The organism is Thermohahella caldifontis (assembly GCF_041153465.1).
GTDB lineage: Bacteria > Pseudomonadota > Gammaproteobacteria > Pseudomonadales > Oleiphilaceae > Thermohahella > Thermohahella caldifontis.
Genome location: NZ_CP154858.1, coordinates 2,989,003 through 3,015,578, shown reverse-complemented (window position 1 = coordinate 3,015,578; position 26,576 = coordinate 2,989,003). Strand labels below are relative to the sequence as shown.

Here is a 26,576-nt window from a genome sequence, read left to right as displayed (position 1 = left end):
TCTGATGGCTTATTACCCCTCATTCGCGGTGTTTTTCAGAGGCTCCTTAGCACTTGGTTGCAAGATCCACTCTGATGCGTCCCACCGAGGTATCCCCAATAGATTGATATTTGTATACATTACCTCGCACGCAGGCAATTAACAAATTAGATGATGTTAACCACCTGACATTAATCCCTTCAATATCATCTACTCGTAGAATGTCTGTTTCTCGGTCAGCTGGCTCAACTTCTAATCCGCCAGAAACAATATAGAAACTGTATACATAAGGCACGGTGGCTCCGTAATTAGACTCATATATCAATAGGTTGAAAGTTGAGTCCGGTGCAGCAACTTTATTGACCAACCTTGCCTTGCCCAGATCGCCGCCACAAGACTGGGTTAGCAAGGCGCCCAAGAACAGCAGACTAATACCCCAAATGTTTTGCATACTGAATACCGGATTCAATTAACCGCTGATCATGGGGATCGTCGCCATAAGGTGAGTTCTCCCACCAGACACCCCAGGCTTTAAGGAGCCTCTGAATAACTTCGCCTGTCGAGGAAGGCGCCTCAATGATCGTGGCATCCATGATGGTTCCGCTGCGCAGAATCAGCCCCTTCCGGTTCAGCACCCGGTTGACCGTTTCCAGAATCTTCGCACCCAGGTTGCACTTCTTGTGCTGGCACTCAAGTTCTGCGAAGGTGGGCTGGTAATCCATCGGGTTCTCCTGGCCGTTTCCGTATCTGATGGCTTATTACCCCTCATTCAGGGGTATTTTTCAGAGGTTCCTTAAATAAATATATTCTGAAAGCCTTCAGTAATGGATAGAACAAAATCTGTTGCCAATACGCAGAGAATGCGTCACCAACTGGTGACTTGGCAGGTCAGTTCCGAAGCTTCGGGGAAGGAACGTCACGATGGCACTTCCCTGTCTGATCCGGATTCTGGCCGACTCCCTGCGTTGGCCCGGCGGCTTATATTTGCAGCCTACATGGTCAAGATTACTTCAAATCCAGCGGTGCTGCCAGATCAAACCAACTTCCCATCAGCAACCCCGCAAAACAGTCCGAAGAGTGAATACAGTACAGCCATGTTGAAGCACGTGACGGGCGATCCACCAGTGGGCCGTCCTCCTACAACACAAACCCCAACGTCAACGGAATGAACACCAGGCTTGCCAGGTTGCCGATCAGCACCACCGAGGCCACCACTTCCGGTTCCTGCTGGTAGCGTTCGGCCACCATGTAATTGAGCACGGCGGGTGGCAGGGCGCCGAACAGGATCAGGTAGCGGGATTCGGTGCTGTCCAGCCCCAGAACCGGCACCATGATCAGGGCCATGATCACGCCCGAGAGCGGACACAGCACCGCACCCCAGGCTCCGGCCCGCCAGTGGCTGAAGTCGATACCGGTCATGCGCACACCCAGTGCAAAGAGCATGAGCGGGATGGCGATCTGCCCCAGCATGTCAATGGGGGTCTTGAGCATGGGCGGCATCGCCTGCCCCGTCGCGCTCCAGACCAGCCCCGCTGCCGTGGCCAGGATGATCGGACTGCGCAGCGTGGCCGCGACGCTCGCCCGGCCACTGACAATCGCCATGCCCACAGTAAAATGCAACAGGGTGGACACCAGAAACAGCACCACGGCGGCGGGCAGCGCCGCCTCACCGAACGCCAGCACCAGCAGGGGAATCCCCAGATTGCCGCTGTTGTTGAACATCATCGGCGGCACAAAGGTTCTGACCCGAAACCCCAGCACCCGGCAGAGCGGCCAGACCAGCACGCCGGAACCCAGCACCAGTCCCGCGCAGGCCACTGCCAGCGCCACGTGGCTCAGCGGATCGAAGGATTTTGCGGACATGACGGAAAAGATCAGCGCCGGGGTGAACACGTCCATGTTCAGACGGTTGGCCACCGTCATGTCCGTATGAGTACGGCGGGCGTACAGAAAACCGGCCCCCACCATGATGATGAGCGGCACTACCGTCCCGGCGATACGCCAGCCTGTTTCCATCAATAAGGGCGACACCCTCCACCTCCTGGCCTGATTGAACCGGGCAGCTTATCAGAGTCCGGTGTCAGGGTGCCATGGTACCAAAGGCTGTCAGCCACCCCGCCGCGACATCCACCATCCATGCAGCCAAGCACCTGCCAGCAGGCCCAGTACGGAAACCAGCAGCGCCCAGTTACCGGCACCGAGTCCGGCAATGGCCGGTCCGGGGCAGACACCGCTGAGCCCCCAGCCCACACCAAACAGGGCAGCGCCGGTGAGGGTGTCCTTCCGGCTCACCTCCGGTCGGCCCGAAAAGCGCGGTTCCAGTACGGGCTTGCGCATGAACCGTGTGGCGATCTGATAGACCACAAAGGTGGTGGTGACGGCGGCACCCAGCACCAGCAGCAGCCCCATGTCCTCGAAGCGCAGGAAGGCCAGTACGACTTCCGGCTGGATCATGCGCGACAGGGCCAGTCCGGCACCAAAGAGCATGCCGCCGAGCAGAATGACGAACAGCGAAGCGGTTTTCATCAGGAGCCCCCTCCCAGCCAGGCTGTCAGGTGTGCGGTGATGATGGCGGTGGCGAGAAAGACCAGCACCGCAAGGAACGAGGGCATCTGAAGCGACGCCATGCCGCAGATGCCATGGCCGGACGTGCAACCGTTACCCAGCCGTGCGCCGAAACCGGCAATCACGCCCCCACCCCGAGTTGCCACAGGGGCACTTGGGTGGTGAGCGGTTCTGCCGGCCCGAACACGAACCAGTACAGCGCCGCACCGAGGATGAGTCCGCCAGCCAGCACCAGCCGCCAGACCCGGGATTGCCGGAGACCGGCTTGCTGAAACCAGGGCAACCGGGAAAACCACGTCCAGGTGCTGCTGAATACCGAGCTCATCCCGGCCAGGAGGCCCGTGAACACAAAGATCAGGCTCACGCCCAGACCAATCAGAAAACCGCCCAAGGCATAATGGGCGACCCCGTTCGGAAACCAGATACTCCAGTCCACGACTACCTCCGACTGATATTCACCTGTCTGACTCATGGGGCGACATGAATGTTCTGATACGCGCCACGGCCAACCCAAATCCGGAGGGAATTGTCTCAAAGATTCCCGTTGATAAAAAGTCACGAACAGAAGCCCGGATCTGTATCAAACATTTTACACATCGATATCGGGACAAATTCATACCACTTTGATATTACAGCATATTTTTGATGGCGCTTTTTTTGCTTCACGTTTTTCATGCTTTGCGCGGGCGACCTTACCGCCTGCGAAAAGCACCAAGACAAATCAAAACAGAAGGAAATTTCATCATGACACTCAAGCAAATCATCCTTTCTCTGGGCACGGCCAGCATGCTGTTTGCCCAGTCAGCCCAAGCTGGTTGGATTGACTGGTCGTCACCCTATACAGGCGTGATGGATGCAGGCGGCACAACCGTGAATGTCACGCTTTCAGGCACGCCCTGGAACCACGTAGATGGCGACCATTACTACAACCATGCCAGCACGGGTTATACATCCCCAACCGGGACCTATGCCGGTATGGCGCCCTCGGATCTGATCCGGGTCAACACTGGATCGATCTTTACGCTGACGTTCGACAAGCCTGTCGAAGATCTTTACATGGCAATGGTCAGCATTGGCGCTCCCTGGAAAAGCGTCACTTTTGATTTTACGGATCCATTTACCGTGGTTTCGGCGGGCCCCAACCGGTGGGGTTATAACGGCTACAGCGTCAGCGGCACGCAATTTGTGGGAACCGAATACAACGGTATCCTCCACTTCTCCGGCACTTTCAGCAATATCAGTTTCAGCACAACATCTGAAAACTGGTATGGATTCAACTTTGCCTCCTATGATCCTGCCGTGACCGTCCCGGAACCCGGGGCACTGGGCCTGCTGGGTATCAGTCTGCTGGGACTTTCTCTGGCGCGCCGTCGCCGGGCTCTTGTGAAATAACCCGCTCCGGCAAGCGCACTGCAGCAGTGCCATCCTCTGCCGCGGAGGCAAAACTCCGCGGCATGACCCTCAGTCCCCAAAGTCCCTCTGCCCCGAGGCCGCCTCGCAGGCCAGCATCCGCGTTGCATCCGCCTCCACCTCACTGACATGGTGCGTCACCAGTATCACGGCGGTATCGTGCTCCCGACGCATCTGATTCACCCAGCGCATGCCCTCTTCACGCATGGCCGGATCCAGTGATGCGAAGGGTTCATCCAGGAGCAGCACGGGCTTGCCCTGCAGGAAGGTGCGGGCCAACGCCACCCGCTGGGCCTGTCCGCCACTGAGCTCACCGGGCAATTGCGCCAGCACCTCAGTGATGCCAAAGCGCCGGGCGGCGGCTTCCACCTGCACTTTCTGCTCTGCAGAGAGGCGTCCGGTGGGAGATACGCCAAAGGCAAGATTCTGTCGCGCGGTCAGGTGGTCAAACAGATTGCCGGATTGACACATGAGCGCAAAGGGCCGGCGAGCCGGTGCCAGATCGAGCACGTCCCGCCCTGCCCAGCGCACGGCACCGCCCGCAGCCGGGCGCAGACCCGCCAGGGTTTCCAGCAACGTGGTCTTGCCCGCGCCGCTGGGTCCGTGAATCACCAGCAGTTCGCCCGGTGCCAGGCTGAAATTCCACTGCCAGCACAGCCCGGCCTGCCGGATCAGCAGATCATCCACGTGCAACATGCATCCCCCTGCGTTCTGCAAACCAGAGTGTCAGCGCGCACAGGGCCAGCAGGATGAGCATGACCTGTGCTGCCGTCGCCATCCGGTAACTGCCCATGGCCTGGTAGATCAGCAGGGGCAGGGTCACGAAATCCGTACTGCCCACCAGCGCAGCAATACCCAGATCCCCCAGGCTCAGTACGGCCGCCATGCCCAGTGCCCAGCGCAGCACCGGCCACAATTGCGGGCCGTAGATCCGTCGCACGGCCGTCCAGCGCGTCAGCCCCAGCAGCGCCACCTTGCGGGCATCGCGCCGGTACACGGCTTCCAGTCGGTTGCGCAGGGGCTGGAAGATGAGCGGCAGGGCCATGAGGGCGTTGAACATCACGACCAGCGGCCAGCCGGCCTGCCGGACCCAGCCGCCCTTGAGCGCCAGCAGATACCAGCCGGTCGCCAGCACCATAACCGGCAGACCCAGCAGGCCATAATCGCCCAGCCGGGCCTTGCGCTCGCCCTGCAGTGCCCGTGCCACCGCCAGCGACACGGCCAGCAACGCACTGCACAGGGCAATGGACAGGCTGGTGCCCAGGGCTTCACCAAAGCGCGACGGGATCACCCATTCCGCGCTCAGGGCGCGGGAGACCAGTGCGCCATGCGGGGCCAGCAGCACGCCGGTGAGCCATCCGATCACCAACCACTGGTGCCACCGGGGTGCGGCCGCCTCCACCGGCGGGGGCGGCTGTTCGCCGGCCAGTGTCTGCATGCGCCCCGCGGCGAGTATCAGACCGCTGGCCAGGCCGGCATGGATCAGGGCCATGATCCCTGCCGCCTGAAGGTCAAAGTCCAGCCGCAAGGCCTGATAGATCGCCACTTCCAGATTGGTGAACCGCGGCCCGCCACCGAGGACGAGAATCACGGTAAAGCTGCTGAAGCACAGCAACGTGATCAGCACGAACAGACTGCGTGCCGCCGCCCACAGGGGCGGTAACTGAATCCAGCGCAGGCGGGCCCAGGGTGTCAGCCCCATGAGCCGGGCCAGACGCAGATGATGGGGCGGAATCTGACTCAGGCGCCACCAGAATACCCGCACGGCAAAGGGCAAGTTGAGCAGGACATGGGCAACCAGGATGCCGAACCATCCGTAAGCCCCGCCCTCACGCGCCAGCCAGCCACCGGGCCCGAACAGCAGGGCCACGCCCAGAGCCACCGCCAGTACGGGCATGATGAATGCCAGATTGAGACCGGCAGCAAGCAGAGGCGCCCCACGGAAAGGCCGGGCGGCCAGAGACAGGGCACAGGGCACGGCCAGCACCAGTGACAACAGGGCGGACAGCACGGCCTGGGTGACGGAAAACCCCACCACCTGAACCAGCCAGCTGTCGAATACCCGCAGCCACTGGTCATCCCGGGGCAGATAGGCTGCGAGGCCCGCCAGCGCGCCGAGCACCACCACCAGTGGAAAGCGCGCCCAGCAAGCCAGCAGCCACCGCCCACCCGATGGTTTCATTACCGGCTGACCGCCGCCCGCCAGGTGGCAATCCAGGCCTTGCGATGCGCGGCCACCTCGGCCGGCGCCAGATGGAGCGGCTTCACCTTGGGCAGTCTGTCAAAGGCTTCGGGGCGCTTGGCGTCTTCACGCACCGGGTACATCCAGTTGGTACCGGCCAGCACATCCTGTGCCGCAGGGCTGATCATGAACTTCAGGAAGTCGTTGGCCAGCTCAGGATGGCGCGCATGGGCCAGCCGGCCCAGCACTTCAATCTGGGTATAGTGCCCTTCCCCGAACACAGCGGCCCGGTACTTGTCCGTCTTGTCATAGGTCATGTGGTAGGCGGGCGAGGTGGTATAGCTCAGCACCATATCGCCCTGCCCTTCCAGAAACAGGTTGTAGGCCTCGCTCCAGCCCGGCGTGATGGTCACCGTATGGGTGGCGAGCTGCTTCCAGGCCTGTTCGGCAGCATCGCCATAGACTGTGTTGATCCAGAGCATGAGGCCCTGTCCGGGAGTGGAGGTCCGCGGATCCTGATAGATCACTTTCAGTTGCGGGTCGGCCACCAGTGCCTTGAGGCTCTTAGGGGGTTCGGGGAGCTTGTCGGCGTTGTAGATGAAGGCGAAATAACCGTAGTCATAGGGCACAAAATAGTTGTCGGTCCAGGTCACGGGCAGGTTCAGACCGGAGAGGTCCAGTCCGTGCGGGGCGAACAGGCCCAGTTTTTCTGCCTCGGCCACCAGCCCATCATCAATGCCGAGGATGACGTCCGCATCACTTTGCGCGCCTTCCAGCTTCAGGCGGTTGAGCAGCGCCACACCATCCTGAAGCCCCACGAACTCCAGATCGCAGCCGCACCGGGCCTCGAAACGCTTTTCGATTTCCGGGCCGGGGCCCCACTCGGAGACGAAAGATTCATAGGTATAGACACGCAGGGTCTCGGCCTGGGCCGTACCCCAGAACAGGAGCGCCCCCAGCAGGACGGACAGGACTTTCATTCGGCTTCCCCCTCAGTTGAAACAGTCATGCGGAGGGGCCGCGCCCACTGGACGGTGCTCGCTCCCTCCGCCGGCATGATCCGGATCAGGTTCGACGGGTCTTTCTCAGCGCCTCTGGCGCACCCCGGCGAGTCGGAGTCATTGTAGCGCGTGCCGGGCATCCGGGTATAGTTTCAATTTCCGGCAGGCTATACTGACGCCATGAACCCAACCCCATCCCTGCTGCCCGGCCTCGCCAATCACACGTACCCTGCCCGTTTTGACGGAACGCTGGCGATGATCCGTTCAAACCACCCGGACAGCGCACGACTCGGCGTGGACCGGGAACGAGAGCGGCGGGTGCTGGAGGCCATCCGGTCCCGCCCCTGGGCGCCCGAAGTCCTCCACTGGTCACCCGAACGGCTGGTGACACGCTTCGTGCCCGGCCCGCATCCCGCCAGCGGACAACACACCCCCCTGTACACGCTGGCACACTACCTCAGACAGGCGCACGACACGCCTGTAAAAGAGGACATACCGACGCTCGACATGCGGGATACCCTGCGCCACCTGATGGCCCGTGCCGCCCCACTGCCTGACACCCTGCGCCAACAGGTCGCCGGCCTCATCCGGACATGGCGTCCGACCGGCCGGCGGGTGCTCTGCCACCACGACTGGCACCCGGGCAACATCGTGGTGCATCGGGGGCACTGGGTGATTCTGGATTGGGAATATGCCGCCGTCGGCGATCCCCTGACGGATATCGCCTCTGCCGCCCTGGGCTTCCGTCTCGGAGAACCCGGGCGCAGGCGTCTGGCCCGCCTCATGGGCATCGCAAACGCAGATCTGGAGGCAGCCTGTACGCTCATGCAGGCCGTGAATGACCTCTGGTCACGGGTGATCAGAACCCTTCCGGTCGTGACTTCTCGCGCAGATGCCTGAGCAGGGTGTCCTTGGCGGTGTTGATCTCGCTGGCCAGATAGTCGCTGCCGCCGTGATCCGGATGCAACTTGGCCATGAGCCGGCGGTGGGCCTCGATCACCTCCCGTTCTGTCGCGCCCGGTTTCAGTCCGAGCACCTGCCAGGCCCGGGCCACGGCATCCCGGGCGGGCGGACGATGGGGTTCGGCAGCACCGCTGCCCCGCCTGCGGCCGAGTCTGAGGTACCACATGATGGCCAGCGCCAGGGCAATGATGATCAAGAGTTGAAAACGCACGGCTTCTCCTTGGGTTCGGGCCGGTTTACCCGCTACAATAGCGGGCCTGAAACGGAGCTGACAGTCTAGGGGGTAACGTGATCGTCTATCAAGGCCATGAAGGGGCCTATTCCCATCTTGCCTGCACCCACGTGTTTCCGGACCGGCCGTCCGAACCCCGTGGATCCTTTCTGGCCGCCATGGAAGCGGTGGAACGGGGCGAGGCAGAGCTGGCCATGATTCCCCTCGAAAACTCCACGGCTGGCCGGGTGGAAGAAATCTACCGGCTGATACCGAAGATGTCCCTGCACATCATCGGTGAGCATTTCGAGCCCGTCAATCATTGTCTGATGGCCAAGCCGGGCACCCGCAAGACGGACATCCGCAAGGTTTACTCCCACCCCCAGGCACTGGCCCAGTGTGCCCGCCACATTGCCGAAGCCGGTTATCAGCCGGAAGCCACGCTGGACACGGCAGGCGCCGCACTGCAGGTCAGCCGCAGCAGCGAGAAGGATGATGCCGCCATTGCCTCCCGGCTGGCTGCCGAACTCTACGGGCTGGAGATTCTCGACGACCAGTTTCAGGATGAGAACGGCAACACCACCCGGTTCATCATCCTGTCCTCACGGCCCGACTATCCCCCCTACGAGCCGGGCAAGGATTACATCACCTCGGTTCTGTTCCGTGTACGCAACATTCCGGCAGCCCTGTACAAGGCGCTAGGCGGCTTTGCCACCAACGGCATCAACCTGGTGAAGCTGGAGAGCTACATGCCCGGCGGCACCCTCAATGCCTCCCAGTTCCATGCGGATATCGAGGGCCACATCAAGTCTGCCCCCATGAAGCGGGCACTGGAGGAACTGGGATTCTTTGCCGAAGACGTGCGCATCCTGGGCACCTACGAGGCCCATCCATTCCGAGCGAGCCAGAGCTTCCATGACTGATCCGAGAGCCATTCTGACCTTTGCCGAACAACTGGCCCGCGAGGCCGGCGAGCATATTGTCCGGGCCCGCCGTTCGGGGCTGACGACCCGCTACAAGGCCCATCAGGAGCTGGTGACCGATGCCGACGTGGCCGTGGATCAGCTCATTCACGCGCGCCTGCGCGAAACCTTTCCGGATCATCACATCCTGTCCGAAGAAGCTGCACCCGAGCAACAACTGGAACTGCTGCGCAACGGCCCCTTGTGGGTGGTGGACCCGATTGACGGCACGGTCAATTACGCCCACAACCAGCCTCAGGTGGCCGTGTCCATTGCCTGGCTGAAGGATGGTGTGGCGCAGGTGGGCGTAGTGCATGCCCCCTTCCAGAACGAAACCTTCACGGCCGTGGCCGGTCAGGGGGCCTGGCTGAATGGCGAGCCCATCCGTGTATCCGGCGAGACCGATTTCCGCCAGGCCCTGGTGGCCACGGGGTTTCCCTATGACAAGGCCCCCGTGCCGGGCCTCATCAAGCGTCTGGCAAACGTGCTCTCGGCCTGCCGGGATGTGCGCCGGATCGGTTCGGCTGCGCTGGACATCTGCTGGGTCGCCATGGGTCGGCTGGATGCCTACTATGAGTCCGTCAGTCCCTGGGATTTTGCGGCAGCCCGCCTGATTGCGGCAGAAGCCGGTGCCCGCTGCGGGCATGTGTATGAAGTGCCCGAAGGATTTCCGGAAGCGCTGTACGGCAAGGATATCGTGATTGCCACACCGGCCCTCTACGATCGGCTGCGTCAGCGCATCGCCGAGGCGGACGCCCGGCCGCTGTCAATTCCCTGATGGCGGAACGGGCGTGATGCCACGCTCGTATTCGCCGTCAAGCATGGCCTGAAGGTAACGCTGTACGGTGCCGTTGGCCTTCAGGGCCAGGAACTCCCGGTTGAAGATGTCGAGAAGTTTTTTGCCCCGCTCTCCCTTGCGCGGAAAGATCAGGTGCAGCGCCTGGGTGTGCAGCGGTCGCGGATCGTGGGTGAGCTCATCCAGACTCGCCGGGAACAATCGGCGGGCCACGCTGTAACCCACCATCTTGTCCTGGGGAAAGAGACGGATCCGGCCCATGAACAGCAGCTTCATGTTGGTTTCGTCACTGGCGATCCGCTTGATGCTGAGGGTGCCGTTACGCTCGGCCTCCTCGAATTCCTCGCCATAGTAGTAGCCCAGGGTGGCACCGATGGGCACGCCCTTCAGATCGGCCAGGGTCTCCCATGGCGGAGCCTTACCCTTGAGATGAAAGAAGACCTGCTCACCCTGTACCAGAGGCTCGGAGCAATAGAACAGCTTTTGCCGTTCGGGCGAGCAGTAGTAGGGCATGGTGGCATCCCACTCGCCCTTCTTGACCAGCTCATAGCCCCGGCTCCAGGGGAAGTACCCGTATTCCACCGTATAACCGGCACGGGCAAAGGCCTCGGTGATCAGCTGGGCCAGCGCCCCGTGCTGGGGCAGGCTCTGACTCACGTAGGGCAGCCATTCCCCGGTAGCAATGCGCACATGACGACCCTCCTCCGCATGACCGTTCAGCGCGGCCAGCGCAGCGAACAGCAATGCGATGAGGGTACGAAAATGGCTCAAGGCTATCCTCCGGGACCGACCCGTCGGCCGGGTTCAGACATAACCTTAGTTCAGTGCGGGCAGTTCTTCCAGACGATTGGCCAGAAAAGCTGACAAAACGTGACGTTGATCTTCCCAGTACTGCAGAGCATTGTAGTCGTAGGCATGCCGTACCAAGGCATGAATCTGCCCTTCAATCATAGCGACCACGAAGTTGGCAAAGGCGGCTTCCGGCACACACAGGCGTTCGCCGTCGCGGATTTCCGCATCGCGCACCCAGGTCCGCAGCTCGGTTTCCAGCCGGGCAAACAGTTGGGCCACGCGCTGACGCAGCCGGCCATGCTCCCCGACCAGAGCATCCCCCATCATGACGCGGCACATGCCCGGGTTCTTCTGCGCAAAGGTCAGCCAGAGCACAATGACGGCATCCGTCTGCTCCAGCAGCCGGGCCTTGCCATCCCGGATTGCCTTCATGCGGCTGATCAGTGTCTCTTCAATGAATTCGATCAATCCCTCGAACATCTTGCCCTTGCTGGGAAAATGGCGGTACAGGGCCGCTTCGGAAACGCCCACCTCCGCTGCCAGCCGGGCTGTGGTGATCTTCCCTCCCACCTCGTTTTCCAGCATCTGCGCCAATGCCTGGAGGATTTGGGCCTTCCTGTTATGTCTGTCTTTTTTCATCCTGATGTGTGTCCTTCTGCAACCCGCGTCCAGATCAAATAGACCAAATGGACTATTTGGGCCATTGTAGAAGGAAATAGCACAGCAGGGTAGGTGGTTTTTACGCAATTTTGCAATGTTTGGCGTTAGAGGATGATCTTCGTCAAATTCTGCTAACGCCAAACATCTCTTTTTCAGAAGAAGGTGCCGTCAATGGGACTGGATGCACTGGCGTACAGTTTTCTGGGCATGCGTCCGGCCAGCCAGGCCTCACGACCGGCCTCAACGGCCAGCTTCATGGCCCGGGCCATGCGCACCGGATCCTGAGCCTGGGCAATGGCGGTATTCATGAGCACTCCGTCGCAACCCAGTTCCATGGCGACCGCGGCATCGGACGCCGTGCCCACACCCGCGTCCACGAGAATGGGCACCCGCGCCTCTTCCAGAATCATGCGGATATTGTACGGATTGCGGATACCCAGACCGGAACCGATGGGGGCCCCCAGCGGCATCACCGCCACACACCCCATCTCTTCAAGCCGCTTGGCGACAATGGGGTCATCATTGGTATAGACCATGACCTTGAAGCCATCCCGGATCAGCACTTCGGCCGCCCTGAGCGTTTCCGTCACATCCGGGTACAGGGTTTTCTGGTCGCCCAGCACTTCCAGCTTGACCAGGTCATGGCCGTCCAGCAGTTCCCGGGCCAGACGGCAGGTCCGGATGGCATCCTCGGCGGTGTAGCAGCCTGCCGTATTGGGCAACAGGGTATAGCGATCCGGCGGAATCACGTCCAGCAGATTGGGTTCGCCGGGGTTCTGTCCGATGTTGGTGCGTCGCACAGCGACCGTGACAATCTGGGCGCCACTGGCCTCAATGGCCCGGCGGGTTTCGTCCAGATCACGGTATTTTCCGGTTCCCACCAGCAGACGGCTGGTGTAGGTGACGCCATTGATAACGAGAGGTCGGTCAGTTCGTTCCGTTTGCATGGGCAGGTCCTTGAAGGTTTTCAGGGTTCACGGGTTGGGTGGCGGGAGGGCTCTCAGCCGCCACCGATGGCATGGACAATTTCCAGACGATCCCCGTCCGCCAGCCGGGTCTCGGCAAACTGGCTGCGGGGGACGATTTCCAGATTATGCTCCACGGCAATGCGCCGCCCCTTCAGTCCCAGTCGTTCAATCAGTTCCGCCAGGGTGAGCGGCGCTTCGAAAGTATGGGCTTCACCGTTGATCACAAGTTTCATGACTTCTCCTGTGCGGGCACACTGACCCGTTCTCCGGTTTCCAGCTGATAGGCCGTGAGCCGCCCGCCCCAGACACATCCGGTATCAATGGCCTCAAAGCCGGGCACGCCGGTATGGCCCTGCAATGCGGCCCAGTGACCGAACACGATACGCCAGTCATCCGGTCTCGGGTAACGGAACCAGGGCTGGTACCCTTCCGGGGCCTTGTCCACGGTTTCCTTGGCGGCAAAATCCATGCGCCCCCTTTCGTCGAGGAAGCGCATGCGGGTGAGATAGTTGGTGGTGACGATGAGACGATCCAGCGGGGTCCGGGCATCCTCGTCATGCCCGAGGGCATCACCATACATGGAGGCGAGGAAGCGGCCGGCACTTTCCGAGCGCAGCTTGCGCTCCAGTTCCCGCGCCCGCTGCTGTGCTTCATCCACCGTCCACATGAACGGCAGGCCGGCATGAGTCAGAACGGTGCGCCAGGTATCAAACCGGACCAGCATGGGCCGAGAGCGCAGCCAGCGGGTAATGGCGTCGCGCTCGGGGGCCTGCAGAATGTCGTGAAAGGTGTCCTTGGGCCGCGGCTTGCGCCACCCCAGAACCGTGGCCAGATAATGCAGGTCATGGTTGCCCAGGACGGCGTTGCAGCTGTTTCCCAGCGCCAGCACCCGCTTCATGACACCCAGCGAGTCCGGCCCGCGGTTGATCAGGTCTCCGGCCAGCCAGAGTTGGTCCCGTGACGGGCTGAACCCCAGCCTGTCCAGCAGTACACCGAGACTGGCGTTACACCCCTGTACATCGCCCACAATCCAGGTTGCCATCTCAGGATTCCTTCTCCTTCCCGCTCACGTGATTGGCCAGTGCCACAAATTCGGCCACGCTGAGTGTCTCCGGCCGCCGCGCCGGATCAATGCCCGTGGCGTCCCAGTCTGCCGGCGTCAGATACTGCCCGAGTGCGTTGCGCAGGGTCTTGCGCCGCTGAGTGAAGGCCTGACGGACCATGTTGGCCAGCAGCCTTTCGTCCCGGCAGGGCCAGGGCAGCTCGCGGTGCGGCGCCAGGCGCACAATCGCTGACCACACCTTGGGCGCCGGACGAAATGCCCCCGGCCCCACATCAAACAGGTGACTGATCGCGCACCGGTACTGGGCCATGACACTGAGCCGGCCGTATTCGGAGGTGCCCGGTTTCGCCACCAGCCGCTCCACTACCTCGCGCTGCAGCATGAAGTGCATGTCGGCAATCCGGTCCGCGTGCGTCAGAATATGAAAGATCAGGGGTGTGGAAATGTTGTAGGGCAGGTTGCCCACCACACGCAAGCGATCCGCTTCCGGCAGCAATGTACCGAAGTCCACCTTCAGGGCATCTGCCTCCAGCACCTCGAAAGCGGGCTGATCAAAGAACTGGACCCGCAGCCCCGGAACCAGATCACGATCCAGTTCGATGGCCAGCAGCTTGCGCGGCTTGCCCGCCAGCAGGGCCTCCGTCAGCGCCCCCTGCCCCGGGCCGATTTCCACCACCCAGTCTTCGGGCGTCACCTGTATGGACCGGGCAATCCGGTCGATCACCCCCCGGTCATGGAGAAAGTTCTGACCAAAACGCTTGCGGGCCCGATGCCCGCCGTGTTCACCGGCCATGATGCAAGATCCCCTGTCGCCGTTCGGCCATTTCAATGGCCGTTTCAATCGCCACCTTGAGGCTGCCCCAGTCCGCGTGCCCCGATCCGGCCAGATCCAGTGCCGTGCCATGATCCACGGATGTGCGGATGATGGGCAGCCCCAGGGTGATGTTCGTCGCCCGGCCGAAGCCCTCATACTTGAGCACCGGCAGCCCCTGGTCGTGGTACATGCAGAGCACGGCGTCCGCATGATTGAGGTACTTGGGTGTAAACAGGGTGTCCGCCGGCAGCGGCCCTTCAATCAGCCAGCCCTTGCTGCGCCAGGCATCCAGAACCGGCCCGATGATGTCCACTTCCTCACGCCCCAGATGGCCGCCCTCCCCTGCATGCGGATTGAAGCCGGCCACCACGATGCGCGGTCGCACCAGCCCGAACTTCTCCGTCAGATCATGGGTGAGCACACGCAGCACCTGATTCAGACGTTCGCGGGTGATCAGGCGCGGTACCTGTGCCAGCGGAACATGGGTCGTGACCAGGGCCACCCGCAGATTTTCCGTTGCCAGCATCATCACCACACGTTCCACCCCGGTCAGCTTCTGCAGGAACTCGGTGTGCCCGGTGAAGGCCACGCCGGCCTGATTGATGATGCCCTTGTGGACCGGCCCGGTGACCATGGCCGAAAAGGTCCCCTTCTGGCAGCCGCTGACAGCCTTGCGCAGGGTGTCCAGAACATACTGGCCATTGGCGACGTTCAGCTTGCCGGGCTCCACAGGCGCCGTGGTGGGCACATTCAGTACGGTCAGGTGCCCGGGTGCATGCCGCGCGGGCGGCTTGTGAGGATCGAATTCATGCACTTCCAGCGGTAATGTCAGCTTCTTCGCCCGCTCCCTGAGCAGGGTGGCACTGCCAATGGCCACCAGCTCCGCCGGCCAGGCCATCTGGGCCGCTTCCACCACAATGTCCGGCCCGATCCCTGCCGGTTCTCCGGGCGTGATGGCGATTCTCATTGCGTCAGCTCCTGCCCGGTATACTCGACATAGGCTTCACCGCGGATTTCCCGCAACCAGGCCTGCAGGGCCTCGTCGTACTTGCGCTGCTGAAGCACCTGACGGGCTTCGGAGTTCTGGACCTGATCGCCGATATCCGCCTGACGCGTGTCCAGCACCTGCAGAATATGCCAGCCAAAACGGCTCCGGAAGGGTTTGCTGATTTCGCCAACCGGCGTCTGGCTCATGACACGCTCGAATTCCGGCACCATGGTTCCCGGGGAGACCCAGTCCAGATCGCCGCCGCTGCTGGCGGATACCTTGTCATCGGACCAGGCGCGCGCCAGCTCGGCAAAGTCCGCACCCTTCCCGAGCTCTTCGTACAGTTCTTCCGCCCGCTTGCGGGCCTGCTCATCCGTGCGGATGGCGTTGGGCGAAATGAGAATGTGACGGACGTGGCGCTGCTCGACCCATTTTTCAGCCCCCCGCTTCACCTCCACCAACTTGACGAGATGAAATCCGCCCCGCGTTTCGATGGGCTCGGAGGTCTGGCCCGGCTTGAGCCCGGGCACCACGTTCGCAAAGAGTGTGGGCAGCTCGCTGGCCTTGCGCCAGCCCAGATCCCCACCGTTCAGGGCCGTGGAGGCTGCCGACTCGGTGGCGGCCACCGCGGCGAAGTCCGCCCCCTGATTGAGCTGTCCGGACAGTTTGCGGGCCTTCTCTCGCAACGCTTCCCGCTGTTCGGGCGTGGCGTCGTCGGGGATCTCGATCAGGATGTGCGCCAGGTGATAGCGTGGCTGATTTTTCTCCCGGGCATCCGGTGAGTTGAGGTAGGCCTGAATGTCCTGCTCGGTGATGCGCACCCGGCGGCTGACTTCCCGCTGCTGGATGCGGGCCAGCGTCATTTCCCGACGGATCTGCTCCCGCGCCTCGGCAAAGGACACGCCCTCGGACTCGATGGCCTGCCGGAACTGATCCACCGTCATGCCGTTCTGACGCGCGATCCCGGCCACGGCACTATCCAGTTCGCGGTCGCTGACACGGATACCGGCCCGCTCGGCCAGCTGAAGCTGTATGGATTCCAGAATGAGCTGTTCCAGCACCCGCTTCCGAAGCTGGTCACGGGTCGGAGCGCCGGGCTGGCCGGCAAAGCGCTTCATGACCTGGTCAAGGCGCTTTTCCACCTCCGAGTGCAGCACGACCCCGTCATTGACGATGGCCTCCACCCAATCGGTCCAGGTGACGGCCGCCTGGACGGACTGAACGGCCAGACTGAGAATCAGAAGCAGAGCAAGGCGAATCTTTCGGTATCTTTGCATGGGTTACCACTTGGTTTGTCGGGTCTGCTGACGGGCAGCAAAATGACGGATCTGCGAGTCCAGGGCTTCGCTGAAGCGATCCCCCAGACCGCCCAGTCCGCGCAGTTCAAATCGAATGAGTACGGCACTGTCCAGTTCACTGGCACTGGTATCGGAGCTGTCCTTGAGATAGCGCTGATACACCAGTTGCACGCGCCAGCAGCAGTCGGTGTATTCCATTCCCGCCAGTGTACCAATTGTGCGGTGATTGGTCAGTTCGAACAACCAGCGTCCGAGCAGGCTGACATCCCGGGCAACCGGATGCACGAAGGAGACATCCGTCTGTTCCAGATCATCCTGCAGGTAGCGATGGCTGAGGTTGAGAATGCGGGCGTAATCCGGATCATGCCAGGAAAAGGTCGTGGCCCCCTTCTCGGTACGACTGTCGCGCGGATCCCACTGCCCTTCCACCTTCATGTCGGTCCGCTCGTTCGGGGTCCAGACCAGCTCGCCCGCCCAGGATGAGCTGCCGAGGGTCGTGGTGCCGCTGCCGGACAGGTCGACCGTCTGATCCTCAAAATACAGGATCTGCCCGAGACTGCCGCGCAGCACTTCTGCTCCGGTATCGGTGCGGGTGAAACGCGTGGTCACGCCGAGTGTCAGGCGGTTGTTGTCGCCCACCCGGTCACCGCCGGAAAAGCGGTCTTCCTGAAACAGCTGACTGTAGCTGAAGCTGCTGACGCTGGTATCGAAGTCTGGCAGATCGGATTGTTCACGGGCCGGCGACCAGACGTAGAACAGCCTCGGCTCCAGAGACTGGACGTAAGGCGTGCCGGCAATATCCAGCTCGCGATCGAGCCAGATGCCCGCATCCAGCACCGCAAAGGGCACGGTCCGCCCCTGGTGGGCCGCCATGCCCGAGGGGGCGTCTTCCAGCCAGTAATCCGTGTGATCCAGCCGCACACGCGGCTCCACGTAGCCCCAGGACGACGCATACCGCCGGCTGAGCTGGGGTTGCCAGCGCAGCCGCTGGCCGTTAATGGCCGCCGTGCTGGTCAGGGTTTCGTTATCGCGCCAGAAATAGGCGTATTCTCCCGCCAGCGTGAAGGTGGTCCGCTCGTCTGCGGGGATCTGATAGCTGCCGGTGATTCGCGGCAGGGTCATGTACGGGCGGCTCGACAGGGCAATGCTGTCATCCACGGTCTGAAAGCCCTTGAGTTCCATGCTCAGACGCCAGTCCTCACCATTGCCGGAGGTGGTCAGCCGGCGGGTCAGATGGTCGCTCTGAACGATGCTCAGGTTGCGGTTGAGGTCAGTGAGATAATCGTCATCACTGACCGCATTGAGATCCAGTTCGGAGCGCCACTCCGGCGCCCATTGCCAGCGCCCTTCCACATCCAGTCCCCAGCGACGGGCGTTCGATTCCGGATTGAGCCGGGCGTACTCGCTGTCATGGGCGATCCAGCCCAGCCGCGTCCCCGCCGAAGCCGCGCGGCCCAGCCACCGGCCCTCCAGTTCCGTGAACAGTCCACGGCCATGAACATATTGCGGATACAGCGTGGCATCATAATCGGGTGCGAGATTGAAATAGTAGGGCGCCGCCAGATACATGCCCCGTCCGGTATTGGACGTACCGAAGGACGGATACAGGAAGCCGCTGCGGCGCCGGTCATCAATGGGAAAACTGAGCCAGGGGACATACAGCACCGGAATATCCCTGACCTCCAGGCGGACATGGCGCGCACGCCCCTCACCCTGTTCGCGATCCAGATCGATTTCGCTGGCCACCAACTGCCAGTCATTGTCCGGCGGCGCGCAGGTGGTCAGACGACCATCACGAATCCTCAACAGTGCGGGCGCCGGGCTCTCCACCTCACCTGCCTCCCCCCGCATGTGCTGCGCATGCAGCAGCCAGGAGGCATGGGTCAGCGTCATGGCACCCGTATCGAGTTCGTAGCGAGCCTGCTCTCCCCGCACCACGATACCGGGTGCGCGGGCCACAAGCCCGTCGGGCGCAGCAGCCTGACCGGCTGTACGGTCATACTCCAGCAGGGGTGCCGTCAGATACCAGTCATCCTGCCAGGCCTGCACGGATCCGGAGAGCTGCATCTGCAGGTCTGCCTGGCCCACTGCCTTGTCCGCCTGAACACGCACGGCACCGCTTTCCAGCCCCGAGGGGCTGAACGCCGGCTCCACATAGCGCCCGCCGCAGAGGCTCGCGCCCTGATCCGGCTGCCAGTCCAGCCAGGCCGCACCCTGATCCGGCACCGGGCTATCTTCTGCCTGTGCCACCGCGCACAGCAGCCCCAGCAGGGCACCCGCAGCCTTGTTCCACCCGATCACGGCACCTCTCCCAAACCTCGCTTGTCAGGGGGAGCATGATACCGGCTTGCGCAGTGTCCGCCAACCTGACTATATTGCAATTACGACATCCACAAATTCCAAGGCTTCCGACCCATGAACTGTCCACCCGATACGGCCCTGGTTCTGACCGGTGGTGGCGCCCGTGGCGCTTACCAGGTAGGCGTGCTGAAGGCCATCGCGGAACAGTTTCCGGGCCTTCATGATCCCTTCCCCATCCTCTGCGGCACCTCCGCCGGCGCACTGAATGCGGTGGGGCTGGCATCGCGTGCCGGCATCTTTCGCCATGCCGTCGAACATATGGAATCGGTCTGGGAAAACCTGTCTGCCGACAAGGTGTACAAGAATGACTTCATCAGCCTCGCCAGACAGCTGGGTCGCTTCGCCAAGGCGATCATGGGTACCGATGGCGATCACAGCCGCGCCTCGCTGCTGGACAACACCCCCCTGCGTCACTTTCTGGAGGGGGAAATCAACTTCGATGCGATGAACGAGGCGATTCAGAACAATCGGCTGCGCGCAGTCTGTGTCACAGCCTGCGGCTATGCCAGTGGCCAGAGCATCAGTTTCTTTCAGGCGAAGGAGGAGGTCAGCGGCTGGCATCTGGGACAACGGGTCGGATTGCGCACCACCCTCAACGTGGATCACCTGCTGGCTTCGTCGGCCATTCCCATGATCTTTCCGCCGGTACGCATACACCGGGAATATTTCGGTGATGGCGTGACGCGGCAGATGGCCCCGCTGAGTCCGGCCATTCATCTCGGGGCACGCCGGCTGCTGGTGATCAGTGTCAGTGCCAACCGCACCTGCTCGGTGATCCGCCGCAAGCAGACCCATGCGCCCACCATCGCCGGCATCATGGAACACATCCTCAATGCGCTCTTCCTGGATACGGTGGACAACGACATCGACCGGGCCCTGGCCATGAATGATCTGATTCAGGCGCTGCCCCCCGAAGTGACCGCACAACGCGGTCTCTCTCCCCTGGACATCCTGGTCATCTCCCCCAGCCAACCCATCAACGATATTGCCCGCAAGCATCTGCAGGGACTGCCCCCCACATTGCGTCGGGTACTGGGGGGCAACGATCCGGAAGAAGCCAGCGGCAGCCTGGCCAGCTACCTGCTGTTTGACGCCGATTTCTGCAAGGCCCTGATTCAGTTGGGCTATGAAGATGCCAAGGCACACGCTAAGATGCTCGACAACTTCATTCGCTGCAACGAAGACACCGTATGACAGACGATTCACGCCTCGCCGCGGCTCACCATTGGGCCACGCGAGTTCTGGGACAGCCCGTTCCCCCTCCCGAGCCCGTTTCCGGTGACGCCAGCTTTCGCCGTTACCTGAGAGTCCATGCCCCCGCGGGCACCTGCATCCTGATGGATGCCCCGCCGGACAAGGAAGACTGCCACCCCTTCGTGGCCATCGCACGGCACTGGCACGGCGCCGGTATTCCCGTTCCCCGGGTACTGGACTGGGATCGCGAGCAGGGCTTCATGCTGCTGGAGGACTTCGGGAACGAAACCTTTGCCCGCGCCGTCGGCACGGCCGTTCCCGACGCCAATCAGGCCGAAGCTGCTCGACGCTTTTACGAACCGGCGCTGGACATTCTGCTGCGCATCCAGCAACAGACTTCACCGCCCGACTACCCGCTGCCGCCCTTTGATGCCGGCAGGGTACGTGACGAGATCAGCCTGTTCACGGACTGGCTGATGACACGCAAGCTGAAGCTGACGCCCGATGCCCGGACACAGCGCCAGCTCCGGGACGTCTTCCGGAAACTCGAACAGGTCTTCCTGGGCCAGCCTCAGGTAACGGTGCACCGCGACTATCACAGCCGCAATCTCATGCTGCGGGATCCCCTGCCCGGTGTGCTGGACTTTCAGGATGCGGTGACCGGCCCCGTCACCTATGATCTGGTGTCGCTCCTGCGTGACTGTTACATCCGCTGGCCGGAAGACTGGGTAACCGCCCGCGCTGACGAGGTGTACGATCTCCTCAGCCGCAAGCACCGGCCCGCGAGCCGCGAGACCTTTCACCGGGATCTGGACTGGACCGGCATCCAGCGTCACCTGAAGGCGGCCGGCATCTTTGCCCGGCTGGCACTGCGGGACCACAAGCCCCGGTATCTGAACGACATTCCGCGCACCCTGAGCTACATCGTCAGTGTGGGCGAACGGCATCCGGAACTCGCCCCGCTCGTGCGCTGGGTGCGTGATCATGTCCTGCCGGCCATCGAGGAGACGCTAGCGGCATGATGGATACCGCCATGATTCTTGCTGCGGGACTCGGCACCCGCATGCGCCCGCTGACCGAGCACACCCCCAAGCCCCTGCTTCAGGCCGGTGGCAAGCCCCTGATCGAACACCTTATCGAACGGCTGGCAGAAGCCGGATTCAACCGCCTGGTCATCAATCACGCCTGGCTGGGCGATCAGCTGGAAGCCGCACTGGGCAAGGGCGAGCGCTGGGGCGTGACCCTCCTGTACTCCCCGGAAGGCGAACCGCTGGAAACCGCAGGGGGTATCCGCAAGGCCCTGCCGCTGCTGGATCGCGAATACTTTGCCGTCATCAACGGCGATATCTGGACGGACTACCCGTTCGGCCAGCTGCGCGAAAAAACGATCAGAGACGCCTGGCTGGTGCTGGCCGACAACCCGGGCCATCACCCGGCCGGGGACTTTGCCCTGGATGCGGACGGACGGGTGCAGTTCCGGGGCACGCCCATGCTGACCTACACCGGCATGGGGGTGTATCACCGGCGGCTGTTCGAGGCACTCCCACAGGGTCCCTGGCCGCTGGCACCGGTCATCCGGGAGGCCATCCGTGCCGGCACCGCCTTCGGTGAACACTACACCGGCCACTGGTACGACATCGGCATCCCTGCGCGGCTCGACTGGCTGGACCGGTGGTTGCGTGGCGAGAGCGATACTTTACCGCCACACCCGGCATGTTAAACTGAACCGGCACAGACCCGCTCACAAGGGAAAACACCATGCGTACAGGTTATCAGTGGGGGGCATTCTGGGGGTTCATGACCGGCGGCCCCATCGGGGCCCTGATCGGTGGCTACTGGGGCGATCGCTGGCAGCGCTGGTTCGAGCAACTGCTGCCGGACATCCGGATTCACCTCGGCTCACGCCCACTCGACAGCGACACCCTGTGCACTGCGCTGGGTGCGCTCACCGAAGGTCAGCTTCCGCCAGCGGTGGCCGAATCCCTGATCCGGCACCTGGGCCATCATGCCCGGTTGAGCGAGGCGGACGTTCTGGCCGGGCTCGGCGCCTATGACCGGGGCGTTGCGGATCCGGCGCAGTTTGACGGCTGTATCCGTAACCTTTACCGCCGGCACGCGGCCGATCCCGAGGCGCTCGGACTGATTGCCTTTGCGCTGCTGCAGGCCGCATGGCTGCAGGGCAACCCGGACGCACGCCAGCGCGACAAGCTGGAACGCATGCGCAGGGCCTTTCATATTCCCGCTGCCGTGTTCCGCCAGTGGGAAACCACCGTGCGGGCCCATTTCGAACAGGATCATCCCGAGAGCGATCTGGATACGGCCTACCGGACGCTGGAACTGCCACCGGGAGCCAGTTTTGCAGAAGTGCGGCAGGCCTATCGGCGCCTGATGAGCCGTTACCATCCTGACAAGTGGGCACACCAGAGCGATCCGGCTGCAGAAGCCCGCTACAAGCAGCAGGCCCAGGCCATTCAGCAAGCCTATGCCCGGCTCAAGCGCCACCTGAATCATTAAGGATCCGGTCCTCCCCCGGTGCCACTTCCAGCAGCCACCGGGTCACCTTGCGGGCCAGTCGCTCACTGCCTCGTCCCAGACCGGGCGCGCTCATGGGATAGACATCATACCTTGCGAACTTCAGCCGGCGGGCACTCTGCTGGCGCAGGCGGGCCTGTGCCACCAGCTCGGACCGGTCCCGGTCATAGATATCCAGCACGGCCAGACGGCTGAGCTGAGGCTGCTTTCGAGTCCAGCGTTGCCAGTCCGCAAACCGGGCATTGACCAGCACCAGAACCAGGCCGCGCTCGGGAATCTCCGGGCGGGCCGCCAGTCCGGCCAGCGCGGCCGGTACCCCCGTATCCAGGGCGATGACTGCCGTATTGGCCAGCCCGCGGCGCAGGAGTTCATCAAACGCCAGGGCGAGGCGCGCCGCGTTGTCCGGTGACTTGGCAACAGGCTTGGCAACGGCGCCGTCTGCCGGGGCCGGACTGGCGTCAGGTACAGCACCTTCGGCGGCCGGACCTTCACCCTTGGCCACATCAATGTCCACGGCCTTGTCCGCCGCGGGCTGTTCTCCATCCCCGGTTTCCGGCTGTGATCCGCTCGCACTATCCTCTTGTGCCGGGGCGTTGTTCGCCGTTTCATCCGAAGCAGTGCTCCCATCCGCTTCATCTGCAGCATCCTCTTCTGCCTCCGAGTCCGCCGGTTTGGGGCGGATCGCCACCTTGGCCGGCAGAACCCGGTCCGGAATGGCCGGCACCGGATCCGCCAGGCCCACCATCAGAGCGTGCCAGCCGGCTTCGGGCAATCGTGCCGCCAACCGGGCGGTCAGCCCCTGAACCGTCCAGCCCTCGCCCACCGGAACCAGTATCAACGCACCGCCTTCATTCTTTTCCGCCACCGCAGGCCAGTACAGGGCCGGGGCCGCCGGCCCGTCCTGTCCCAGCCGGACAAACTCACCACCCCGTACTTCACGGGCCAGCCCTTCCAGCAGATTCCACTCGGGATTCACCATGGCTCTGGGCACATCGTAGCCGGGACGCGGATGCACCACGGGAGCTGCCGTTCCGCCGTCCTCACTCGCCGGCTCCTCATCAGCGCCTGTCTCCGCGCCCTGATCCGCAGCTTGCGTCCCGTCACCCTCGGCCGCACCGCCTGCAGCTTCGGGCTGGGGCTGAGCTGGTGTCTCCTCCGCCTGCAGAGGTGCGCCCCACAGACTTCCGAGCACTGTCGCTAGCGCGATCCACCACCTCAGCCCCTGCCCGCTTCGCTTCGCCACATTCCGAATCCCCATGCCCCGGCAACACCTCGCCCTATCCGATCCTGCTAACAGTCTAGCAACTTCAGGGCCAGTTGACGCCTCAAACGGCAGCCTTGCGCCGGATCACCATCCAGATCCCGGTCAGTACGGCCGCGGAGGCCACCACCAGTCTCACCGTCAACGGCTCATTCAGGAGCAGAATCCCCCCAATGCCGCCAGGACCGGTACCGTGAGTTGCACGCTGGCGGCCTGGAACGGCCGCATGGCGGGCAACACGGCATACCAGAGGGCGTAGCCGAGCCCCGAGGCCAGCGCACCGGAGGCCAGGCGCAGCGTTGTGAAGCTGGCCGGATCCAGCACCGTCATTTTCAGTGCCGCACGCGCCAGCAACGAGTTGCCGGCAAAGGCCAGCATGGCCAGGGTCGTCAGCATCACCATTCTCCAGGGCATGAACGCTCCTTTTCTCCGGACCGGCCTGGCGGACACAGGATTGATTTCACTCAGCCATGACCTTAGGCTGAGCACGGAAAACAACAATAACGGATGACCGTCATGGCCAGAAAGCACTTTGCCGCCACCGGCTGGTACGGGGGGCTGATTCTCCTCGGTGCTGCCCTGTTCAGCAGTTGCACCACATCCCTGCCCCGCTCGCCCGATGCGGACGCCGCCGGCTTTACCGCCCCTACCCCGGCGACGGCAGCCGCCAATCGCCAAATGCGTCCGCAACCGCATGACCCGAAACAATCCGGGACGGAACCGGAGGAGGATGGTCTGATCGCCGCCGCAACACATCTGACCGTCACCGGCCCCGAGGGTTCCCCCATCTGGTCACTGGATGACTATGACTTTCTTGCCGGGACCGACGCCGCCCCGGACAGCGTTCATCCCGGCCTCTGGCGTCAGGCCCGCCTCAACAGCCGGGCAGGTCTCTACAAGGTCACGGACGGGATTTATCAGTTACGCGGCTTTGACCTGGCCAACATGACCCTCATCCAGGGGCAGACCGGCTGGATCGTGGTGGATGTGCTGACCTCGGCGGAAACCGCCCGCGCCGCACTGACGTTTGCCCGTCAGCATCTGGGCCGCCAGCCTATCCGGGCGATTCTGTTCACGCACAGTCACATTGACCACTTCGGCGGTATCGACGGCGTCCTGTCGTTCATGTCCGCTGCCGAACGGAAAGCGGTTCGGGTGATCGCCCCGAAGGGTTTTCTGGAGGAGGCCACATCCGAGAACGTGCTCACCGGCCCGGCCATGAGCCGGCGCGCCATGTACATGTATGGGACCCGCCTGCCCCGCTCGCCTCGCGGGCATGTGGATTCCGGTCTGGGCAAGGCCCCGGCACTGGGAACGCACGGCATCGTCACGCCCACCGAGTGGATTGATCACACCCCGCAAACGCTGACCCTTGACGGCGTGCCCTTTGTCTTTCAGTTCACCCCCGGCGCCGAAGCCCCGGCGGAGTTCACCTTCTATCTCCCGGATCGCAAGGCCTTCTGCGGTGCCGAAGTGGTATCGCATACCCTGCACAACCTGTACACGCTCAGAGGTGCCAAGGTACGCGATGCCCTGCAGTGGAGCCGTTACATTGACCAGGCCCGCACCCTATTTGGTGATGCCACGGTCTATTTCGGCAGTCATCACTGGCCCATCCGCGGTCAGGCCGCCGTTCAGTCCTTTCTGCGCAAGCAAAGCGATCTTTACCGCTACATCCACGATCAGACCATTCGCCTGATCAACGCCGGCTTCACCCCGTCCGAGATCGCCGACCAGCTCAGGCTGCCGGAAAGTCTGAGCATGCCAGCCTACAATCATGGTTACTATGGCACCGTAAAACATAATGCCCGGGCGGTTTATCAGCGCTACATGGGCTGGTACAACGGCAACCCTGCCGAACTCGACCCCCTGCCGGAAACGGAAGCTGCCCGACGCACTCTGGCGCTCATGGGCGGCGTTGCAAAGGTCGTTGACCATGCCCGGGCCCGCTTCGATGCGGTTGCAGAAGCCTCGCCCGAAACGGCACACCGGGAATATCGCTGGCTGGCCCAGCTGCTCAATCAGGCCGTCCTTGCCGAACCGGACAACCGGGATGCCCGCGCCCTGCTGGCGCGGGTTTATGATCAGCTGGGCTACCTCTCCGAATCCGGCCCCTGGCGCGATGAATACCTGACCGCGGCCTGGGAACTGCGTCATGGTGCACCCGACAAGGGGCTGGACAAGACGGCCATGAAAAACGTGCTGATGCACACGCCACCGGAACGTTTTCTGGATACCCTGGCCGCCAGCCTGAATGGCCCCAGGGCGGAGGGTGTGCAGCTGCGCATCCGGCTCCATCTGACGGACCTGAACCAGTCCTGGCTCCTTCGCGTGGACAATGCGGTCCTGCAGCCCGAGCCTGACGATCTCTCTGCCGAAGCCGATGCCACCCTGCATCTGACCCGGGAGCTCTTCGTGGACATCCTGATCGGCAACGCCAGTCTCAAGCGCCTCATTCCGGGTGACGAACTGCGCACGGAAGGCAGCGTCCTGGCCCTGATCCGCTTCTTCAGTCTGCTGGACAAACCGGGGGGAACTTTGCCATCGTGACACCATGACCTGACAGGGCGTCGCCA

Annotated in this window: 29 protein-coding genes, 1 pseudogene and 1 riboswitch; of the genes and pseudogenes, 9 read left to right on the top strand and 21 right to left on the bottom strand. The window is 62.7% G+C overall.

The features are described from left to right. Window positions 1-46: 46 nt before the first annotated feature. The 6 genes and pseudogenes from AAIA72_RS14670 to AAIA72_RS14645 form a co-directional block, all read right to left on the bottom strand. A complete protein-coding gene (locus tag AAIA72_RS14670) occupies window positions 47-430 on the bottom strand; it encodes a hypothetical protein (RefSeq protein ID WP_369601036.1) in 384 nt (127 codons plus the stop codon). A 106-nt stretch (window positions 431-536) separates the two neighbouring features. After that, window positions 537-647 (bottom strand): annotated as a pseudogene (locus tag AAIA72_RS14665) (IS5/IS1182 family transposase); the annotation flags it as partial. Window positions 648-1,116: 469 nt separating this feature from the next. After that, complete coding sequence (locus tag AAIA72_RS14660; RefSeq protein ID WP_369601035.1) at window positions 1,117-2,010, bottom strand: AEC family transporter; 894 nt, start codon at window positions 2,008-2,010, stop codon at window positions 1,117-1,119. 75 nt (window positions 2,011-2,085) lie between these two features. Then, on the bottom strand, window positions 2,086-2,505 hold the full coding sequence (locus tag AAIA72_RS14655; RefSeq protein ID WP_369601034.1) for a YeeE/YedE family protein: 420 nt from the start codon (window positions 2,503-2,505) through the stop codon (window positions 2,086-2,088). Beyond that, window positions 2,505-2,669 (bottom strand): YeeE/YedE family protein, encoded by a 165-nt coding sequence (locus AAIA72_RS14650; RefSeq protein ID WP_369601033.1) that lies wholly within the window; start codon window positions 2,667-2,669, stop codon window positions 2,505-2,507. Before AAIA72_RS14650 ends, AAIA72_RS14655 begins: the two co-directional genes overlap by 1 nt. Further along, on the bottom strand, window positions 2,666-3,016 hold the full coding sequence (locus AAIA72_RS14645; RefSeq protein WP_369601032.1) for a hypothetical protein: 351 nt from the start codon (window positions 3,014-3,016) through the stop codon (window positions 2,666-2,668). Before AAIA72_RS14645 ends, AAIA72_RS14650 begins: the two co-directional genes overlap by 4 nt. Before the next feature lie 173 nt (window positions 3,017-3,189). On the opposite strand from AAIA72_RS14645, the gene AAIA72_RS14640 reads away from it, so the two are divergent. Then, window positions 3,190-3,936: a PEP-CTERM sorting domain-containing protein gene (locus tag AAIA72_RS14640; protein ID WP_369601031.1), complete on the top strand. Its 747-nt coding sequence runs from the start codon at window positions 3,190-3,192 to the stop codon at window positions 3,934-3,936. Between the two features lie 69 nt (window positions 3,937-4,005). On the opposite strand, the gene AAIA72_RS14635 is transcribed toward AAIA72_RS14640, so the two are convergent. Genes AAIA72_RS14635 through thiB form a run of 3 tightly spaced genes read right to left on the bottom strand, consistent with a single transcriptional unit; the run spans window position 4,006 to window position 7,116 of the window. Continuing rightward, window positions 4,006-4,650, bottom strand: coding sequence for an ATP-binding cassette domain-containing protein (locus AAIA72_RS14635; protein ID WP_369601030.1), 645 nt, complete (start codon window positions 4,648-4,650; stop codon window positions 4,006-4,008). After that, window positions 4,634-6,136, bottom strand: a complete 1,503-nt coding sequence (locus AAIA72_RS14630; protein WP_369601029.1) for a hypothetical protein — start codon at window positions 6,134-6,136, stop codon at window positions 4,634-4,636. The genes AAIA72_RS14635 and AAIA72_RS14630 overlap by 17 nt, the downstream gene beginning before the upstream one ends. Next, window positions 6,136-7,116, bottom strand: a complete 981-nt coding sequence (gene thiB / locus AAIA72_RS14625) for a thiamine ABC transporter substrate binding subunit (RefSeq protein WP_369601028.1) — start codon at window positions 7,114-7,116, stop codon at window positions 6,136-6,138. The genes AAIA72_RS14630 and thiB overlap by 1 nt, the downstream gene beginning before the upstream one ends. A gap of 45 nt (window positions 7,117-7,161) precedes the next feature. Next, window positions 7,162-7,253, bottom strand: a riboswitch (TPP riboswitch). 64 nt (window positions 7,254-7,317) lie between these two features. Between thiB and AAIA72_RS14620 the strand changes: the two genes are divergently transcribed. Next, window positions 7,318-8,037, top strand: a complete 720-nt coding sequence (locus AAIA72_RS14620) for a phosphotransferase (RefSeq protein WP_369601027.1) — start codon at window positions 7,318-7,320, stop codon at window positions 8,035-8,037. Here AAIA72_RS14620 and AAIA72_RS14615 read toward each other — a convergent pair. Beyond that, window positions 7,997-8,311 carry a DnaJ domain-containing protein gene (locus AAIA72_RS14615; RefSeq protein ID WP_369601026.1) on the bottom strand — a complete coding sequence of 105 codons (315 nt, stop codon included), beginning with the start codon at window positions 8,309-8,311 and terminating at the stop codon, window positions 7,997-7,999. The genes AAIA72_RS14620 and AAIA72_RS14615 overlap by 41 nt on opposite strands. Window positions 8,312-8,388: 77 nt before the next feature. Between AAIA72_RS14615 and AAIA72_RS14610 the strand changes: the two genes are divergently transcribed. Together AAIA72_RS14610 and AAIA72_RS14605 are read left to right on the top strand one after the other, a co-directional pair. After that, the gene (locus tag AAIA72_RS14610; protein ID WP_369601025.1) at window positions 8,389-9,234 is read left to right on the top strand and encodes a prephenate dehydratase; all 846 of its coding nucleotides are present in this window, start codon (window positions 8,389-8,391) and stop codon (window positions 9,232-9,234) included. After that, complete coding sequence (locus AAIA72_RS14605; RefSeq protein ID WP_369601024.1) at window positions 9,227-10,051, top strand: inositol monophosphatase; 825 nt, start codon at window positions 9,227-9,229, stop codon at window positions 10,049-10,051. The genes AAIA72_RS14610 and AAIA72_RS14605 overlap by 8 nt, the downstream gene beginning before the upstream one ends. On the opposite strand, the gene AAIA72_RS14600 is transcribed toward AAIA72_RS14605, so the two are convergent. From AAIA72_RS14600 to AAIA72_RS14560, 9 genes are all read right to left on the bottom strand, one after another. Beyond that, the gene (locus AAIA72_RS14600; RefSeq protein WP_369601023.1) at window positions 10,040-10,840 is read right to left on the bottom strand and encodes a substrate-binding periplasmic protein; all 801 of its coding nucleotides are present in this window, start codon (window positions 10,838-10,840) and stop codon (window positions 10,040-10,042) included. The two genes, AAIA72_RS14605 and AAIA72_RS14600, sit on opposite strands and share 12 nt — an antisense overlap. 45 nt (window positions 10,841-10,885) lie before the next feature. Continuing rightward, window positions 10,886-11,500 carry a nucleoid occlusion factor SlmA gene (slmA, locus tag AAIA72_RS14595; RefSeq protein WP_369601022.1) on the bottom strand — a complete coding sequence of 205 codons (615 nt, stop codon included), beginning with the start codon at window positions 11,498-11,500 and terminating at the stop codon, window positions 10,886-10,888. Between the two features lie 173 nt (window positions 11,501-11,673). Further along, window positions 11,674-12,468 carry a thiazole synthase gene (locus tag AAIA72_RS14590; RefSeq protein ID WP_369601021.1) on the bottom strand — a complete coding sequence of 265 codons (795 nt, stop codon included), beginning with the start codon at window positions 12,466-12,468 and terminating at the stop codon, window positions 11,674-11,676. Between the two features lie 53 nt (window positions 12,469-12,521). After that, the gene (gene thiS, locus AAIA72_RS14585; RefSeq protein WP_369601020.1) at window positions 12,522-12,722 is read right to left on the bottom strand and encodes a sulfur carrier protein ThiS; all 201 of its coding nucleotides are present in this window, start codon (window positions 12,720-12,722) and stop codon (window positions 12,522-12,524) included. Next, window positions 12,719-13,531 carry a symmetrical bis(5'-nucleosyl)-tetraphosphatase gene (locus tag AAIA72_RS14580; RefSeq protein WP_369601019.1) on the bottom strand — a complete coding sequence of 271 codons (813 nt, stop codon included), beginning with the start codon at window positions 13,529-13,531 and terminating at the stop codon, window positions 12,719-12,721. Before AAIA72_RS14580 ends, thiS begins: the two co-directional genes overlap by 4 nt. A gap of 1 nt (window position 13,532) precedes the next feature. Continuing rightward, a complete protein-coding gene (gene rsmA, locus AAIA72_RS14575; RefSeq protein WP_369601018.1) occupies window positions 13,533-14,345 on the bottom strand; it encodes a 16S rRNA (adenine(1518)-N(6)/adenine(1519)-N(6))-dimethyltransferase RsmA in 813 nt (270 codons plus the stop codon). Beyond that, complete coding sequence (gene pdxA, locus AAIA72_RS14570) at window positions 14,335-15,333, bottom strand: 4-hydroxythreonine-4-phosphate dehydrogenase PdxA (RefSeq protein ID WP_369601017.1); 999 nt, start codon at window positions 15,331-15,333, stop codon at window positions 14,335-14,337. Before pdxA ends, rsmA begins: the two co-directional genes overlap by 11 nt. Next, window positions 15,330-16,631 (bottom strand): peptidylprolyl isomerase, encoded by a 1,302-nt coding sequence (locus AAIA72_RS14565; protein WP_369601016.1) that lies wholly within the window; start codon window positions 16,629-16,631, stop codon window positions 15,330-15,332. The genes pdxA and AAIA72_RS14565 overlap by 4 nt, the downstream gene beginning before the upstream one ends. 3 nt (window positions 16,632-16,634) lie before the next feature. After that, a complete protein-coding gene (locus AAIA72_RS14560) occupies window positions 16,635-18,953 on the bottom strand; it encodes an LPS-assembly protein LptD (protein WP_369601015.1) in 2,319 nt (772 codons plus the stop codon). 114 nt (window positions 18,954-19,067) lie between these two features. Here AAIA72_RS14560 and AAIA72_RS14555 point away from each other — a divergent pair, with 114 nt between their 5' ends. The 4 genes from AAIA72_RS14555 to AAIA72_RS14540 are packed head-to-tail and all read left to right on the top strand — an operon-like array spanning window position 19,068 to window position 22,721. Beyond that, window positions 19,068-20,207 carry a patatin-like phospholipase family protein gene (locus AAIA72_RS14555; RefSeq protein WP_369601014.1) on the top strand — a complete coding sequence of 380 codons (1,140 nt, stop codon included), beginning with the start codon at window positions 19,068-19,070 and terminating at the stop codon, window positions 20,205-20,207. Continuing rightward, complete coding sequence (locus AAIA72_RS14550; RefSeq protein WP_369601013.1) at window positions 20,204-21,229, top strand: aminoglycoside phosphotransferase family protein; 1,026 nt, start codon at window positions 20,204-20,206, stop codon at window positions 21,227-21,229. Before AAIA72_RS14555 ends, AAIA72_RS14550 begins: the two co-directional genes overlap by 4 nt. After that, window positions 21,226-21,927 carry an N-acetylmuramate alpha-1-phosphate uridylyltransferase MurU gene (gene murU, locus AAIA72_RS14545; protein ID WP_369601012.1) on the top strand — a complete coding sequence of 234 codons (702 nt, stop codon included), beginning with the start codon at window positions 21,226-21,228 and terminating at the stop codon, window positions 21,925-21,927. Before AAIA72_RS14550 ends, murU begins: the two co-directional genes overlap by 4 nt. Before the next feature lie 38 nt (window positions 21,928-21,965). After that, window positions 21,966-22,721 carry a DnaJ domain-containing protein gene (locus AAIA72_RS14540; protein WP_369601011.1) on the top strand — a complete coding sequence of 252 codons (756 nt, stop codon included), beginning with the start codon at window positions 21,966-21,968 and terminating at the stop codon, window positions 22,719-22,721. Here AAIA72_RS14540 and AAIA72_RS14535 read toward each other — a convergent pair. Beyond that, a complete protein-coding gene (locus tag AAIA72_RS14535) occupies window positions 22,699-23,997 on the bottom strand; it encodes a DUF3530 family protein (RefSeq protein ID WP_369601010.1) in 1,299 nt (432 codons plus the stop codon). The genes AAIA72_RS14540 and AAIA72_RS14535 overlap by 23 nt on opposite strands. A 156-nt stretch (window positions 23,998-24,153) precedes the next feature. Next, complete coding sequence (locus AAIA72_RS14530; RefSeq protein ID WP_369601009.1) at window positions 24,154-24,414, bottom strand: hypothetical protein; 261 nt, start codon at window positions 24,412-24,414, stop codon at window positions 24,154-24,156. A 102-nt stretch (window positions 24,415-24,516) separates the two neighbouring features. Here AAIA72_RS14530 and AAIA72_RS14525 point away from each other — a divergent pair, with 102 nt between their 5' ends. Next, window positions 24,517-26,550, top strand: a complete 2,034-nt coding sequence (locus AAIA72_RS14525) for an alkyl/aryl-sulfatase (protein ID WP_369601008.1) — start codon at window positions 24,517-24,519, stop codon at window positions 26,548-26,550. The last annotated feature ends 26 nt before the right edge of the window (window positions 26,551-26,576 follow it).